The organism is Roseobacter sp. GAI101 (assembly GCF_000156335.1).
GTDB lineage: Bacteria > Pseudomonadota > Alphaproteobacteria > Rhodobacterales > Rhodobacteraceae > Sulfitobacter.
Genome location: NZ_DS999216.1, coordinates 26,308 through 41,332 on the forward strand (window position 1 = coordinate 26,308; position 15,025 = coordinate 41,332).

General features: G+C 55.1%; 16 protein-coding genes and 3 pseudogenes. 9 read left to right on the forward strand and 10 right to left on the reverse strand.

Annotated elements, in window-relative coordinates; all coding sequences use genetic code 11:
- Positions 1-45 precede the first annotated feature (45 nt).
- On the reverse strand, positions 46-1,002 hold the full coding sequence (locus tag RGAI101_RS20615) for an ABC transporter substrate-binding protein (protein WP_198133759.1): 957 nt from the start codon (positions 1,000-1,002) through the stop codon (positions 46-48).
- Positions 1,003-1,212: 210 nt separating this feature from the next.
- Between RGAI101_RS20615 and RGAI101_RS20620 the strand changes: the two genes are divergently transcribed.
- Both RGAI101_RS20620 and RGAI101_RS20625 read left to right on the forward strand, forming a co-directional pair.
- On the forward strand, positions 1,213-2,100 hold the full coding sequence (locus RGAI101_RS20620) for a LysR substrate-binding domain-containing protein (RefSeq protein ID WP_037230545.1): 888 nt from the start codon (positions 1,213-1,215) through the stop codon (positions 2,098-2,100).
- Positions 2,101-2,322: 222 nt separating this feature from the next.
- Positions 2,323-3,006 (forward strand): IS6 family transposase, encoded by a 684-nt coding sequence (locus RGAI101_RS20625; RefSeq protein WP_008230195.1) that lies wholly within the window; start codon positions 2,323-2,325, stop codon positions 3,004-3,006.
- A 55-nt stretch (positions 3,007-3,061) separates the two neighbouring features.
- On the opposite strand, the pseudogene RGAI101_RS22035 reads toward RGAI101_RS20625, so the two are convergent.
- Positions 3,062-3,136, reverse strand: a pseudogene (locus RGAI101_RS22035) (IS6 family transposase); the annotation flags it as partial.
- 75 nt (positions 3,137-3,211) lie between these two features.
- On the opposite strand from RGAI101_RS22035, the gene RGAI101_RS20630 reads away from it, so the two are divergent.
- Entirely contained in the window at positions 3,212-3,481 is a 270-nt protein-coding gene (locus tag RGAI101_RS20630; RefSeq protein WP_008230173.1) for an SDR family NAD(P)-dependent oxidoreductase, read from the forward strand.
- A gap of 48 nt (positions 3,482-3,529) precedes the next feature.
- Here the strand turns inward: RGAI101_RS20630 and RGAI101_RS20635 are convergent, their stop codons facing one another.
- Positions 3,530-3,979 carry an Rrf2 family transcriptional regulator gene (locus RGAI101_RS20635; RefSeq protein WP_008230235.1) on the reverse strand — a complete coding sequence of 150 codons (450 nt, stop codon included), beginning with the start codon at positions 3,977-3,979 and terminating at the stop codon, positions 3,530-3,532.
- 144 nt (positions 3,980-4,123) lie between these two features.
- On the opposite strand from RGAI101_RS20635, the gene RGAI101_RS22225 reads away from it, so the two are divergent.
- The 4 genes and pseudogenes from RGAI101_RS22225 to RGAI101_RS20650 all read left to right on the forward strand — a co-directional run bounded on the left by RGAI101_RS22225 (position 4,124) and on the right by RGAI101_RS20650 (position 7,450).
- Positions 4,124-5,191, forward strand: coding sequence for an MFS transporter (locus RGAI101_RS22225; RefSeq protein WP_008230245.1), 1,068 nt, complete (start codon positions 4,124-4,126; stop codon positions 5,189-5,191).
- Positions 5,192-5,262: 71 nt separating this feature from the next.
- A complete protein-coding gene (locus RGAI101_RS22230; RefSeq protein WP_198133760.1) occupies positions 5,263-5,682 on the forward strand; it encodes a hypothetical protein in 420 nt (139 codons plus the stop codon).
- Positions 5,672-6,565: an NAD(P)/FAD-dependent oxidoreductase gene (locus tag RGAI101_RS20645; RefSeq protein WP_008230201.1), complete on the forward strand. Its 894-nt coding sequence runs from the start codon at positions 5,672-5,674 to the stop codon at positions 6,563-6,565. The genes RGAI101_RS22230 and RGAI101_RS20645 overlap by 11 nt, the downstream gene beginning before the upstream one ends.
- Positions 6,566-6,783: 218 nt before the next feature.
- Positions 6,784-7,450 (forward strand): annotated as a pseudogene (locus RGAI101_RS20650) (IS6 family transposase).
- Between the two features lie 439 nt (positions 7,451-7,889).
- Here the strand turns inward: RGAI101_RS20650 and RGAI101_RS20655 are convergent.
- Entirely contained in the window at positions 7,890-8,582 is a 693-nt protein-coding gene (locus RGAI101_RS20655) for a glutathione S-transferase family protein (RefSeq protein ID WP_008230185.1), read from the reverse strand.
- A gap of 133 nt (positions 8,583-8,715) precedes the next feature.
- Here RGAI101_RS20655 and RGAI101_RS20660 point away from each other — a divergent pair, with 133 nt between their 5' ends.
- Positions 8,716-9,228, forward strand: a complete 513-nt coding sequence (locus tag RGAI101_RS20660) for a LysR family transcriptional regulator (protein ID WP_254655329.1) — start codon at positions 8,716-8,718, stop codon at positions 9,226-9,228.
- A gap of 25 nt (positions 9,229-9,253) precedes the next feature.
- Here the strand turns inward: RGAI101_RS20660 and RGAI101_RS20665 are convergent, their stop codons facing one another.
- The 6 genes from RGAI101_RS20665 to RGAI101_RS20690 form a co-directional block, all read right to left on the reverse strand.
- Positions 9,254-9,937 carry an IS6 family transposase gene (locus RGAI101_RS20665; RefSeq protein WP_008230195.1) on the reverse strand — a complete coding sequence of 228 codons (684 nt, stop codon included), beginning with the start codon at positions 9,935-9,937 and terminating at the stop codon, positions 9,254-9,256.
- A 287-nt stretch (positions 9,938-10,224) separates the two neighbouring features.
- Positions 10,225-11,058, reverse strand: coding sequence for an ABC transporter permease (locus tag RGAI101_RS20670; RefSeq protein WP_050763283.1), 834 nt, complete (start codon positions 11,056-11,058; stop codon positions 10,225-10,227).
- Positions 11,051-11,818, reverse strand: coding sequence for an ABC transporter ATP-binding protein (locus tag RGAI101_RS20675; RefSeq protein WP_037230549.1), 768 nt, complete (start codon positions 11,816-11,818; stop codon positions 11,051-11,053). The genes RGAI101_RS20670 and RGAI101_RS20675 overlap by 8 nt, the downstream gene beginning before the upstream one ends.
- 58 nt (positions 11,819-11,876) lie before the next feature.
- Positions 11,877-12,890 carry an ABC transporter substrate-binding protein gene (locus RGAI101_RS20680; protein WP_037230551.1) on the reverse strand — a complete coding sequence of 338 codons (1,014 nt, stop codon included), beginning with the start codon at positions 12,888-12,890 and terminating at the stop codon, positions 11,877-11,879.
- Between the two features lie 25 nt (positions 12,891-12,915).
- Positions 12,916-13,584 carry an isochorismatase family protein gene (locus RGAI101_RS20685; RefSeq protein ID WP_037230554.1) on the reverse strand — a complete coding sequence of 223 codons (669 nt, stop codon included), beginning with the start codon at positions 13,582-13,584 and terminating at the stop codon, positions 12,916-12,918.
- An 88-nt stretch (positions 13,585-13,672) separates the two neighbouring features.
- Positions 13,673-14,593, reverse strand: a complete 921-nt coding sequence (locus tag RGAI101_RS20690) for a LysR family transcriptional regulator (RefSeq protein WP_008230305.1) — start codon at positions 14,591-14,593, stop codon at positions 13,673-13,675.
- 148 nt (positions 14,594-14,741) lie between these two features.
- Here RGAI101_RS20690 and RGAI101_RS21755 point away from each other — a divergent pair.
- Positions 14,742-15,025: pseudogene (locus RGAI101_RS21755) on the forward strand (IS6 family transposase); the annotation flags it as partial.

Sequence of the window (15,025 nt, forward strand, 5' to 3'; positions counted from 1 at the left end):
TGGTCCAGTCGGCTCGCTGTTGGTTGATGACGTTCCAGTCAACATTCAGGAGCTTTGCAACTTTTCCTTGCCATAGGGCAGATGCGCCGCAACATCATCGTCGACTTTCGTCATGCTGTTGGTCGGCCCGTAACCGTAGCTGGCAAGCATGACCTGAACTTTGTCAGACACGAGATACTGAAGGAGCGCCTGCGACTGCTCAGGAAGAGAGTTGTCAACGACTGCACATGCCGTGACTGCAAGTGTCGGAGCGCCTTCTTCGGGGTAGACAAATTCGACAGGGACGCCAGACTTCTGCAGGTCAGCCGCGCGGGCGCTACCCCAAACGGCGATATCAATGTCTTTATTTTGAAACATTTGTGCGAGCTGGTCGTTAGACGACGTCCAGCTTAGGACGTTTGGTACGAGTTTTGCTTTGATCGCCTCGAAACCTGGCTGGATATCGGTTTCACTCCCTCCGTTCATTCGGGCGAACATGACCAGAGTATGAAGGCCGTAAGTTCCACCGATAGGTGATGCGGCGAAGCGCTGGACGAACTTCGGATCTGTCAGGTCATTCCAAGATGTTGGTACGTCCCATCCGTTTGCCTCAAATGTTTCGGCATTGTAGGTAATGCCTGTCGCGACGAGACCGATGCCAATCGCTTTGCCGTCGTAAATCTCGGGTTTAGCAAAATCGTGGATGTCAGCATATACTGGAGCATCTTCGACAGGGGCGCAGTATCCAAACTGCACGGCTTGGAACATTGGACCGTCATCCACGATGACGACGTTCATCTCCTGATTGCCTTGCTGGGCTTGAAGTTTAGCTACAGTCTCCGAAGACCGTCCGGCTACATAAGTGATCTTGACGTTATTGGCTTTTTCGAAGGGAGGAAGGACTTGCTCTTCCATGAATGACTGAAATCCGCCCCCATAGCCTGCGACGAACATGGTATCCTGAGCTGAAGCGGCAGATGCTAGAGCAACTGCACCTGAACATAGCGATGTACTGAATTTCATCATAGAATTCTTCCCCTGTTGACTGATCGCCCAACGTATCTGAGCGCATGTAAATCTTGTGCTCCAGCAGATTAGGTCAGTCAAAACAGCAAAGGCAAATATTCATTTGCATAGGGGTCATGCATTTGTGATATACCCCGTAGTCGTGGCAACTCTAAGAACTAGAAAGCTGTCAGGATCAATATTCAGAAAAAGGCAGGCATACTTCCCATGGTTAAGTTAAGTTATTTCGAGGCGTTTCATGCAGTTATGATTTCCGGGTCAATGACAGCTGCAGCGAAAGCACTTCACACGGCACAGCCCAATATCAGCCGGTCAGTATCGGCACTGGAGCGAGCGACGGGCCTCAAATTGTTTGACCGATTGCCAGGTAAGCTTGTGCCGACGTCCGATGCGTTCGCGCTACATGAGGAAGTAAAACGAAGTTTCATTGGTTTGCGTCGGCTGACTGAAGAAGCTAGGCGCATCCATCGTTCGGGCAGTGGGGTCTTGCGCATCGGCGCAATTCAGTCTCACTCGCTGACAATGATTCCCGAAGCCATCCGTATTTTCACGCAATCCTACCCTAAAGTAACCATTTCAATCCAAAGCGCCCACACAGATGTTCTTGCTCGATGGGTAAGGGAGCATTCTTGCGATCTTGCAATCGTATCGCGCAGAAGCGCAAACGACGGCGTGGACGGAGAACTCTTATATTCCTCTAACGCGGTCTGTATACTTCCTGATACACACAAGTTGTGCAACAAGGAAAACCTGACCTTAAGTGATCTTGCCGGAGAGAGATTTATATCCTTTCCGGAAGGTGAACCTCTTCGGTATGAAATGGAGCAAATTTTATTCAACGAAGGTGTTGATGTCAATTTTGTTGTTGAAACGTCCTACAGCGCAATTACCTGTTCGCTTGTTGCAAAAGGTGTGGGGATTGCCATCGTCAACCCTTACATTGCACATACTTGTGGTGAAAGTGGAATAGTAGTTAAACCATTCGATTCTGGCCCAAAACATGAGGCCGTCTTGATTTATCCAAAAGGCAAACCAAGGGGGCGTTTTGTCGAAAGTTTTGTGGCAGTGCTTAAACAGATGGTTTCTGATTTTTAAGATGCTATAGGCTAAATTATACTTTTCAGTTTACTCTGGTTCCAGCCCCTTAGCCGTCTCACACTTGTTCGGCAGATCTGATGACAGAACCCAACAAAAGAGACTAGGATCATAGTTTCAAAGCACTCACACCCGGTTCTGTCGCAAACTTTTCGCTCTCTTCCGTCCAATGACGCGAGGCGTTAAGCGGTCAGTCGACTCTGAGAGAGACTGCGGGACAATATGATCAGCTTCAAGGGCAGTCACTATCCGAACGACGTGATCCTGTATGCGGTCTTTTTCTACGTGCGCTACGCCGTATCGTACCGCGATCTCGAAGAAATCCTGGCTGATCGTGGCGTGCATGTCGATCATGCCACGCTGAACCGCTGGGTTGTCAAATATGCCTCTCAGATCGCTTCGGAGGCCCAGAAACGTAAGACCCGGACTGGCCGGTCATGGAGAATGGACGAGACCTATATCAAGGTTAAGGGTCAGTGGATGTATCTGTACCGGGCGCTCGATAAACAAGGCCAAACCCTTGATTTTATGCTCTCCGAGACCCGTGACGAGGCGGCAGCGACGCGTTTCTTTCGCCAGACCATCGTTAACAATGGCTGGCCCGACAAAGTGGTGATCGACAAAAGTGGCGCCAACAAAGCCGGACTCGACAACAAGAATATCGAGCTGATTCTGCACGGCTGGTACTGGCTGATCGAGGTGTTGCAGGTGAAGTACCTGAACAATCTGATCGAGCAGGACCATCGGTTCATCAAGAAGATCACCCGCCCGATGAAAGGCTTCAAATCCGTCGAGGCGGCTACGGCGACATTGGCCGGTATCGAGACCGCGCACATGATCCGCAAGGGCCAGCTTGGGACGACGAAGCTCTCCGCATTTCAGCAGTTCGCCGCACTCGCAGGATAAGTGTGTCTGGGCAATGGGATAAACCCTACTCCCAGAAATATTTGCGACAGAACCCGGCGTAGCGCACGTAGAAAAAGACCGCATACAGGATCACGTCGTTCGGATAGTGACTGCCCTTGAAGCTGATCATATTGTCCCGCCGTCTTTCTCAGAGTCGACTGACCGCTTAACGCCTCGCGTCATTGGACGGAAGAGAGCGAAAAGTTTGCGACAGAACCCCCCCTATTTTGCCGCCCGCTACATTGGCTATAACGCGTCCAAAGCCGCGCTGAACATGCTGACTGTCCAATTGGCCGAAGAACTGCGCGAGAGCGGGATCAAGGTCAACTCGGTTAGCCCCGGTTTCGTCAAGACGGACCGGACGGGCATGGGCGAGATGACCCCGCAGGAAGGGGCCGTATTGCCGGTGCGCTATGCGCTTGGCGGGGATGACACCGGAAGCTTTGTCGAGCCGGATGGCCTCACACCGTGGTGACGCCTGGCTTGGGTGCGGGGCATTCATTGGCCGGTGGCCTGCCCCCCATCAGTCCGGCGCGACTTTCGGGCAGACCACCGCCCGTGGCACCGATCCGGCGGGCAGCAGGCTCTCCAGCGTGATGGCACCGAAACGTTCGAGAAACAGCGCTTCGGACTGCGCCATCGTGTCCTTCAACGCCGCGTTGACGTTGCGTTCAACCAGGCAATCCGTGTTGTTGGAGCGCATACCGATGGCAAACAAGGCCGGTTGGCCAAGCGCGGTGTAGATGTCCAGAAGGGTGATTTCTGACAAGGGCCGCACCAGTGACCACCCTCCCCCATGTCCACGGCCCGACTGCACATATCCGGCATTCCGCAACCCTGCCATGGTGCGGCGAAAAACCGCCGGATTGGTGCCCATGCTCTTGGCCAGGCGGTCCGAGGTGACAGGCTCATCAACTTGGTTCAGATGCAAGAGCACGTGCAGCACGTCGGACAGGCGGGTGTCCCTGTTCATGGGTGGCCCCCCTTGGCAGTGATCTGCCCCCGGCAGGGCTGGCAAAATCTATGGATTGACAACAACAGACAATTTTGTATCTTCAATTGATACATGATTTACCTTCTCATTTGTATCAGTTGAAGATACGTCACCCGGGGCGCAATGTACACTCTCGACACACAGGCCGCCGGCCAAGCCACCATTCACGACCCGGCACACCGACGCCGCATTCTCGTTGCGGTCTGCATCGCCTTGATGGCGGTGATTGCCACCGTCACTGGGCTCAATGTCGCGCAGCCCCTCCCCCTTGCGCGCGATCTGGATGCGTCGCAGGAGCGGGTACTGTGGATGATCAACATCTACGCGATCACCCTTGCGGCGCTGCTCTTGCCCTTGGGCGCGGTTGTTGACCGTTGGGGACGCAAACCCGTTCTGCTGGCCGGGCTGGTGGTCTTCGGCGCCGCCAATATCGCCTCTGGTCTGGCACCAACCACCGCGTTTATGATCGGCGCGCGCTTTTTCAGCGGGGTCGGCGCGGCCATGATCATGCCAGTGACCCTGTCGGTCATCACCTCCGCCTTCCCGGATGAGCAACGGTCCAAGGCGGTTGGCATCTGGACCGGAGTGGCCGGCGGCGGTGGTCTCCTGGGCATGTTTCTGTCCGCGCTTTTGGTCGATGTCCTGACGTGGCGCTGGCTCTTTGCTCTGCCGGTTCTGCTTGTCGTCGTGGCATATGTGATGTCATCGCGGAATGTCCCGAACTCGCGCGAGGCATCGGAACACCGCTTTGATCTCGGCGGCGCGCTGATTTCTGTCATCGCGGTCATCGGCCTGATCACTTTCCTGCACGAAGGCCCCACCCATGGCTGGACCACGCCCACCACCATCGCGGGCCTGCTTCTGGGTGTCGGAGCGTCCATCGCCTTTGTCGCCTGGGAATTGCGCCAAACCGCGCCCTTGCTGGACATCCGGCTTTTTCGGCAACGGAGCATGTCGAGCGGCTCAGCGGCCCTGCTCACCTGGTTTGGCGCGCAGGCCGGCGTGTTCATCGTGCTCTATCCCTTCTTTCAGTCCGTGCTTGGCTGGTCGGGGTTGCTTGCGACCCTGGGATTGATGCCTATAGCCATTCTGATGATGGGGTTTTCCGGTCTGGCTCCGTTGGTGGCCAAACGTGTCGGGCCGCGCGCTACACTTGCGACTGGCTTTTTTCTGGGCGGCAGCGGGCGATGATTGCACCGTTGGTGTCCGCGTCCGGCGGTTGTCTGTCTGTTCTGCCGGGGATGGTCGTGATGGGCGTTGGCATGGGCCTGTCCATGCCCCCCGTGACAAAGGCCATCACCTCCTCCCTGCCCGCAAACAAACAGGGCGTGGCTTCGGCGTTGAATGACGTCACGCACGAGTTCGGAACAGCACTTGGCGTTGCACTTTTGGAGGCAGTGTTCGGCACCGGCTACAGCGCCGCGATCATGCCGCAACTGGCCGGGGTTCCACCCGAGCTTGCAACGATTGCCGCGCGCGGCATCGCAACCGCGCTAGAACTGGCCAATGAAGGCGGCATTCACGCTGAAATCCTCCGTCAGACCGCCAAAGATGCGTTTGTTTCTGGATGGGTTCAGGCAATGTGGGCTGGCGTCGTCGTCATGGGCCTTCTTTTCGCTTTCGTTGCCATCCGCGGCCCGAAAGCATCAACTTTAACGAAGGAAACACCAAATGAAACATGACACTATCATCGTCGGCGGTGGCTTTGCCGGCTTGGCCGCCGCCACCTATCTCGGACGCGCCCGTCGCCGCGTTCTGGTTCTCGATACCGGGCGCCCGCGCAACCGGTTCTCCGTAGCCTCACATGGGTTTCTCGGCCAGGACGGACGTGGGCCGATGGATATTCTCGGCGATGCCCGCAACCAGCTTGGTTCATATCCCACCGTCGAAATTGCACATGACGAAGCCGTGGCGGCGCAAAGACTGGACGCTGGCTTTAAAGTTGATCTCGCCAACGGCAAACGCATCTCTGCACCAACGCTCATCCTTGCCTTTGGGCTGCAGGACACGCTGCCCGAAATCCCGGGCCTTTCCGACCGATGGGGTAACTCCGTGCTTCACTGCCCCTATTGCCACGGGTTTGAATTCAGCGACCGGCAGCTTGGCGTGCTTTACCGAACCGAGATGTCGATCCATCAGGCGCAACTGATCACCGAATGGGGCCCAACCACGCTGTTTCTGAACGGGCATACCTTGGCCAAAGAGCATCTCGACGCTTTGAACCAACGCCATGTGCGGATCGAAGCCGACATAGTGGCCGCCCTCAACGGGTCCGGCACCGACCTGTCATCGATCGCGCTGGACGGCGGACGGGAAGTTGCGATTGAGGCCCTATACATCGCACCACAATCGTCCCTGTCCAGCCCGCTGGCAAACCAGCTGGGTGCCAATATCACCGAAACGGTGATGGGACCGGTGATCGACACGGATGACACCAAGATGACCTCGGTGCCCGGTCTTTTCGCCGCAGGCGATATCGCCCGCGCGCCGCACAGCGTCAGCTGGGCCGTGGGCGATGGCGTCACCGCTGGAACAGCTGTGCACCGCGCGTTGGTCTTTGGGTGATGGTCATGGATCACTTCTCTGATCCCGCTGCTGTGGAGCGCTATACCACAGCCACACCGCAGCGCGTGCCGGGCTACGCCGACCTACACCGTATGGCGCTGGTCCTGTTGTCCGAAAAAGCACCAAAGAAGGTTCTGTCGCAAACTTTTCGCTCTCTTCCGTCCAATGACGCGAGGCGTTAAGCGGTCAGTCGACTCTGAGAAAGACTGCGGGACAATATGATCAGCTTCAAGGGCAGTCACTATCCGAACGACGTGATCCTGTATGCGGTCTTTTTCTACGTGCGCTACGCCGTATCGTACCGCGATCTCGAAGAAATCCTGGCTGATCGTGGCGTGCATGTCGATCATGCCACGCTGAACCGCTGGGTTGTCAAATATGCCTCTCAGATCGCTTCGGAGGCCCAGAAACGTAAGACCCGGACTGGCCGAGACCTATATCAAGGTTAAGGGTCAGTGGATGTATCTGTACCGGGCGCTCGATAAACAAGGCCAAACCCTTGATTTTATGCTCTCCGAGACCCGTGACGAGGCGGCAGCGACGCGTTTCTTTCGCCAGACCATCGTTAACAATGGCTGGCCCGACAAAGTGGTGATCGACAAAAGTGGCACCAACAAAGCCGGGCTCGACAACATGAATATCGAGCTGATTCTGCACGGCTGGTACTGGCTGATCGAGGTGTTGCAGGTGAAGTACCTGAACAATCTGATCGAGCAGGACCATCGGTTCATCAAGAAGATCACCCGCCCGATGAAAGGCTTCAAATCCGTCGAGGCGGCTACGGCGACATTGGCCGGTATCGAGACCGCGCACATGATCCGCAAGGGCCAGCTTGGGACGACGAAGCTCTCCGCATTTCAGCAGTTCGCCGCACTCGCAGGATAAGTGTGTCTGGACAATGGGATAAACCCTACTCCCAGAAATATTTGCGACAGAACCTATGTCCACTTACCCCGGACCTTTGACCATCTGGAAACTCAAAAGTTTGCGACAGAGCCATCTCAATTAGAGTTGTTCGTTGATACGGAAAATCAACGCGCAATCGCCTTTTACTAAAGGCAGGGATTCGAGCTTGTCGCAACTCCTTCTGACAGCATTCGGATCGACGGGCAGTCTCGGAACGACTACTTTTTCACGCTTCGAATTTGACACCCAGCACTCTGGACCACGCTACCAAAAACGACTGTTTCTGGCCCGCACATTGTGACCACAAGTTTCTGTCCGACGCCAGCCGTTCGTGAAGCGTGCGGCTAAAGTCGGGCTCGAGCCTTAAAACAACAGTGGAGGTGAGTTCCGCTCAGGCGGATACTTATCGCGCCTATACCTACGGGCTTGCAACAGTGGCTGGAGGACAGATGGACGGTAGCCCGCGCGACAATTCGAGCACGGGCTTGGGGTAGGTCGGAAGCGCCGCACTTGGTCGCTTGGAGAATACCTCGTGCCAGGCGAGCAGCCGTGGACAGAAGCTGGGAATCGGCACCGAATATACCTGCTGGGCGAACTGCAAAATCGCCATCAGCGCACAGTCCGCCATGGTGATCTGGGGGCCTGCTGCATAAGGGCCGTCCGTTTCGCCTATCAATCGCTCCATCAACGCCAGCCGGTCATGATATGCATTGGCAGCTGTCGTCGCTGCCTTCAGGTCTTGTGCGCCATTTCGAGTGAAAAGCGGGCTTGCACCTTTTGCCCAGAGGACGAGTTGCGCGCTCAGGTCGTCTGCGACTTCCATCAACTCGCGTGTCCTTGCACGGGCTTCCGGTGTTGGCCCGATCATGTCCAGGGTGGGGAAACGGTCTTCCAGATAGCCAAGAATCGCGGACGAGCTCCTGATCATCTGGCCCGTCCCGATGTCGAGTATCGGCAGAGTGCCCATTGGACTAAGCTCTTTCACTACGGGGTCTGGCCAGACTTTCATGACATCGAAATTGACCGGTTCGACGCTGTCGATCCCCTTCTCCACAAGGTAAATCGCTATGCGGCGCGGGTAGAGAGCCCAGTCGACTTGATACAGCTTCATCTCTTGTTCCTTTTATATCTCGGCCGGGGCCCACAGGGTTCGGCGTAGGTCAATGATCGGATTCCGCTTCGTTTGCCGGATGCCGAGGTAAAAATAAGCCTCCTTAGCCTAATTTATAATTGCGGAAAGACGTATGGTAGCTATACGTAAACCGATGAACTCGGATCCCGACTGGACGCTGTACCGAACCTTTGCTGCCGTGCTCGACAGCGGCTCGCTCTCTGGGGCAGGTCGTCTACTGGGGATGACACAGCCCAGCGTGTCTCGGCATATTGATCTGTTGGAAGCCGCCCTCGGATCAAAGCTGTTCCTGCGCACGCATCGCGGTATGTCCCCGACCGAGGCGGCTGAACGGATACGGCCCCATGTCGACATCCTCACGGCGAGTTCGGCGGCCATCAAGCGGGCAGCATCGCGGACCAGCGAAGTCGCGGGTACAGTTCGGATCAGCGCCACCGAGGTCGTCGGGACCGAGTACCTTCCCCCAATCCTGGCAACCATCCGCCGCGCGCATCCGGCGCTCGAGATCGACTTGAGCCTGTCAAACTTCGTAGAGGATCTTTTGCAGCGACAAGCCGACATCGCGATCCGCATGACGGAGCCGAAGCAGCTGTCACGGTTCTGTCGCAAATATTTCTGGGAGTAGGGTTTATCCCATTGTCCAGACACACTTATCCTGCGAGTGCGGCGAACTGCTGAAATGCGGAGAGCTTCGTCGTCCCAAGCTGGCCCTTGCGGATCATGTGCGCGGTCTCGATACCGGCCAATGTCGCCGTAGCCGCCTCGACGGATTTGAAGCCTTTCATCGGGCGGGTGATCTTCTTGATGAACCGATGGTCCTGCTCGATCAGATTGTTCAGGTACTTCACCTGCAACACCTCGATCAGCCAGTACCAGCCGTGCAGAATCAGCTCGATATTCTTGTTGTCGAGTCCGGCTTTGTTGGCGCCACTTTTGTCGATCACCACTTTGTCGGGCCAGCCATTGTTAACGATGGTCTGGCGAAAGAAACGCGTCGCTGCCGCCTCGTCACGGGTCTCGGAGAGCATAAAATCAAGGGTTTGGCCTTGTTTATCGAGCGCCCGGTACAGATACATCCACTGACCCTTAACCTTGATATAGGTCTCGTCCATTCTCCATGACCGGCCAGTCCGGGTCTTACGTTTCTGGGCCTCCGAAGCGATCTGAGAGGCATATTTGACAACCCAGCGGTTCAGCGTGGCATGATCGACATGCACGCCACGATCAGCCAGGATTTCTTCGAGATCGCGGTACGATACGGCGTAGCGCACGTAGAAAAAGACCGCATACAGGATCACGTCGTTCGGATAGTGACTGCCCTTGAAGCTGATCATATTGTCCCGCAGTCTCTCTCAGAGTCGACTGACCGCTTAACGCCTCGCGTCATTGGACGGAAGAGAGCGAAAAGTTTGCGACAGAACCTATCCCCAAGCCCTCCCATCAAGTGAAAGGGCCAAAGTGGCCGACTTTTAAGCCGCCCGCGACACCACAACGACGCCGCTACCGTGGCCGAGTATTGCTCCGCCGATTACAGCCGTTGCTCAAGAGCAGCCCCAATATTGAACTATCAGGGTTCGAACAGGACCATTTCTTTTTATTATTAAAGTTAAGGTCAACGATATTAACCACGCCACGCTAAGAGACGCCGTTCGATACGGGCGATCGTTGCACTCACGATAACTCCCATCAGAGAAAGTATGGCAACGCCGACAAAGAGCTGTTCGAGGTTATACAAGGAGCCAGCCTGAAGCACGTATGCCCCAATACCATGCTGAGCTCCAAGCATCTCAGCAGCAACCAAAAGGATGATTGCGATTGCAAGGCTGATACGGAGACCTGAGAGAATTCCCGGCATCGCTCCGGGCACGATTATCTTTCTAACGATCGAGAACCAGTCAAGCCCGAAACTCTGAGCCATCCGGACCAACGTCCGATCAACGTTGTCCACCGCGCCGTAGGTTGCAATAACCGTGGGTGTGAAGGTTCCGAAAGCAATAAGCGCGTATTTAGAGCTTTCGCCAATCCCGAACCAAATCACGAAGAGCGGTAGAAGGGCTATTTTTGGAATGGGGAACAAGGCGGCAGTTAACGGCACAAGCGCAGACCGAGCAACCGAGAAGAGCCCGATGATGATCCCACAGGTGACACCTAATGTTACACCGATGCTCGAACCCACGAGAAACCTGGTCACTGAGGGGATCAAGTGTTCCCACAGGCCGCCACTTTTGACGAATTCCCCGAATGTAACCAACACGTCGGAGGGCCGTGGCAGCGTTAAGTTCGAGACGAAACCCGTACGTGTGCCTAATTCGAGGAACAGCAAGAGGACAACGAAGACTAAGAGCCCGACAAAGCGGACGGGTTGCGGTGCGAACCCTCCCCCGCGAAAGGCCACAGGTTTACGGGCGGCGCTCTCGGTGGCCCTCGGATAATTGTCGACGTTGATCTCAACCATTGATCAGTTCCTTGTCTGCGGCGCGCGCTTCCTCGCGCATGGCCTCCCACAGATATTTCTGCTTTTCCTCCAAAACCTGATTTCCCAACCCACGATCTGCCAGCGGCATGTCTATTTCCACGATTTCGCGGATGCGCCCCGGGCGGCGTGATAAAACGACAACGAGATGTCCAAGTCTGACCGCTTCCGCAAGGTTGTGGGTGACGTACACTGCCCCAAAGGGTTCTCGTTGCCAGAGGTCTACTAAATCATCCATGAGAAGTTCCCGGGTCTGGCTGTCCAGTGCAGATAAAGGTTCGTCCATCAACATAACTGCGGGGTTGACTGCAAGAGCTCTGGCTATGGCGACACGCTGCTTCATTCCGCCCGACAATTGACGTGGCAAGGCATTGCGGAAGTCGGAAAGCCGTGTCCGGGCCAGAACGTCACACACGATTTCTTCGACCCGAGCGGTAGGAAGATTGTGCCCCTCCAACACCAGTTTGATGTTGCCCTCGACACTACGCCACGGCAGCAAAGCAAAATCTTGGAACACAAATGTTAACGGATTTAGGCTTCCCTCTGGTAATTCGCCGACCTGCAGGACGGCACCTTCCGTTGGTTTCTCTAGTCCGCCGATCATGCGCAGAAGCGTTGACTTACCGCAGCCGGACGGCCCGACGATGCAGACAATACGTTGCGATGGAACTACGAAACTAATGTTTTTTAATACTTCGGTTTGGCCATAACAGTGTGTCAGGTTTTCAATTGAAAGTTTCAAGGTGAACTCCCTATTCTTTGTTGTCGGCGCGCGCCGACAACAGTCAGAAAATCCCGGATCAGCATTGAGGGACGAAGCTGTCGTCGATAACTGTCTCATAGGTTACGTCTTGGTCGATCAGATTCTCGGATCTGAACCAGTCAAGCTGGTCGCGAAGCGACGCAGCACCAAGGCAAGAACCGCTTGCCAGACGCATCGAACCAGCGATGATGGGCCCGGTGGCTTGTTTTATTGGTTGATCACTGTAGACGTGCTGATGAATGATTTCGACCATCGAATCTCGACCATCGTCACCCAGTGTATTGTCGACAAGCGCGGCGTTGAAGTCGTCGACCCCAAGGTTGAAAGCTGCAAGGAAAGCTTCTACCAGAGCGCGCTCTTCCGAGATGAGCCGTGGTGATGTAAACAGGGTCGTCAGTTGGTAATCTGGCAGGTAATCTGATACCTTCGCGATCTCGTGTGCCGCGCCCGAAGCAGTCAACTGTGAGGCAATGTGCGGAACGATGGCCCAAGCATCGATTTGACCGGACCTGAGCGAGCCGATGATATTGCCTACACTTTGCAACGGCGTATATTGCATATCGATCCCTTCGGTCGCTGCAATTTTGGACCCCATATAATGAAAAGACGACCCTGCCTGGCTGATGCCGAAGCGTTTGCCGTTCAGATCTGCGGGCGTTCTCACGCCGGATTCATAAGCTGCGTTCGAGACAAGTATTTTCTGCCCTGAAGTTCCAGGCTCTTCCTTTGCCGCGCCACCAAAGACCTTCACGGCACCCTTTTGGGCTAACGAGATAAGGCCGCCGGAAACAGCGGTCACTCCGAAATCAACATCGCCTGAGGCAATTGCAATCGCCATTGGTTGAGCGGCATCGAAGAACACAAGGTTAACATCAAGGCCGACGTCTTCGAAATATCCGCGGTAGAGCGCGGTGAAGCTAGCTGCGTGACTGGTAAAGCGAAGGGCTCCGACATTGATCTTTCGGCTCTGCGCGATCGCCGGAGCGGCGAGGCCACTGAGCGAAACTGCACCGAGTAGGGCAAGCGATTGGCGGCGGGTGATTAGTGACATGGTTTCCTCCCTTAAAACGTAAGTACTATTTTGTGCTAATGATCTGTGGAACAACACGGTCGGTGAGCGTGACATAGCCACAGATATCGGTCACCGTGCGAAGCGCGTGTTCATGGCTGGCCGCATCGAATGCGCCAAGCGCATCGGCAACAAAGAACACCTTGAAGTTTCGCATGTAGGCGTCGATGGCCGTGACTGTACACCCATGGTTGGCGTAGTTGCCCGTCAGAACTATCTGAGAGCGATTCAGTCGACGAAGAAGCGCCTCGAGATCGGTCTGGAAAAAGGCTGAATACTTGCGCTTGCGTATGATAAAGTCTTCGGGCTTAGGTGTTAGGCGCGGATGCATCTCGTCATCTTCGCAGCGTGCATCGGTTACGACCCCGATTCCGGGGCCCCAGAGATCCGCTGCTATCCCTCGCTCTGCAACATGCTGGACCGGATCGGCTGCCGCGAAGATCACAGGCATGCCTGCGCGCTCAGCCACCTCCCGGATAGCTTCTATGTTGGTCAGAAGTCCATTGGGTTCTTCGTAGCGGTCTACGTACCATGTTTGCATGTCGTAGATGAGCAGAGCCGCTTGATCCGGATCTACGCTCCACTGGCACCGGTTGAGTTTAAGGAAACTTTCGAAGTCCAGGTCGTAGGGTGCAATTTTGGGAAATTTGTCTTCGGTTCTGCCGGATGTGTTCATTGTGACTTTCCTCGCTTAATTGCGCTGATGTTAGCGAGGATGATCTCAATCAGATATAAAAAGTCTTTTAGAATTCTATAGCCCAACCCTATGGGCTGTGTGGGCGGTCCCTCAGGGCAGCTCGCACACAATCCTCAAACAGATCAATAAACTGTGCTTCACCTCGGAGTGGATTGGAAAGGATCATGACCGGGACGGTAGTTGCCCCTTCAAGGGGCCGAACGACTATACGCTTGAGATCCCCTGCCATGGCCGTGAATTCATCGACGATTGCCACACCAAGGCCTTCACTCACCAGACCAAGGGCGGCATGTGCTGGCTCAATGCGGTATGGCACATCAGGCATGCGGCCATGAGGACGAAAAAAACTCTCCACCAATTTTCCGTGAATGACATTGGGGTCAAATGAAATCAATTTCTCTTCAAATAGATCCTCGGCGCGGATTGTCTTGTTCTTCGTAAGGTGATGGCCATAGGGCATAATGCAAACCAAAGAGCCGTCGAGTATCTTGCGGTTTTCAATCACCGGGTCGGGCATTGGGTAAATCGACAGAACGCAGGAGCCCGGCCCCCGCGCTAAATACTCTGGCACATTGCGTACATAAAGCATGTCGAGGTGGACCTGTATCTGGGGTTGAGATTGTCGCAGCGCCTTGATTACCCGAGGGGCAACGCTGCCGGTCAGGCTCGCTGATGCGCCAAATCGAAAAACCGTGTCGCTCCCATCAACAATGCGCAGAACCTTTCTGCGCATTGTGTCAAGATGATCGGCCAGCCCCTCACTCTCGAACGCAATTTTGCTAGCGACTTGAGAGGGAACAAGTCTGCCGGAAACGGAGGTGAACAAGGTCACACCAAGCATATCTTCCATCCTGCGGATCGCAGTGCTTAGGGTCGGCTGAGAAACAGAAAGCCGTCGGGCCGCAGCACTGAAACTGCCAGCCTCGATCACCGCTCGCAGAAACTCGAACTGGCGAAGACTTATATTATTGACGGCTGTAAAATCCATACTTGCTGCTTGAGGTTGTTATGAAATAGTTGGGTTTTTTTGCGTTTATACCCTTTAAGAGGTTCTGTCGCAAACTTTTCGCTCTCTTCCGTCCAATGACGCGAGGCGTTAAGCGGTCAGTCGACTCTGAGAAAGACTGCGGGACAATATGATCAGCTTCAAGGGTAGTCACTATCCGAACGACGTGATCCTGTATGCGGTCTTTTTCTACGTGCGCTACGCCGTATCGTACCGCGATCTCGAAGAAATCCTGGCTGATCGTGGCGTGCATGTCGATCATGCCACGCTGAACCGCTGGGTTGTCAAATATGCCTCTCAGATCGCTTCGGAGCCCAGAAACGTAAGACCCGGACTGGCCGGTCATGGAGATGGACGAGACCTATATCAGTTAAGGTCAGTGGATGTATCTGTACCGGGCGCTCGATAAACAAG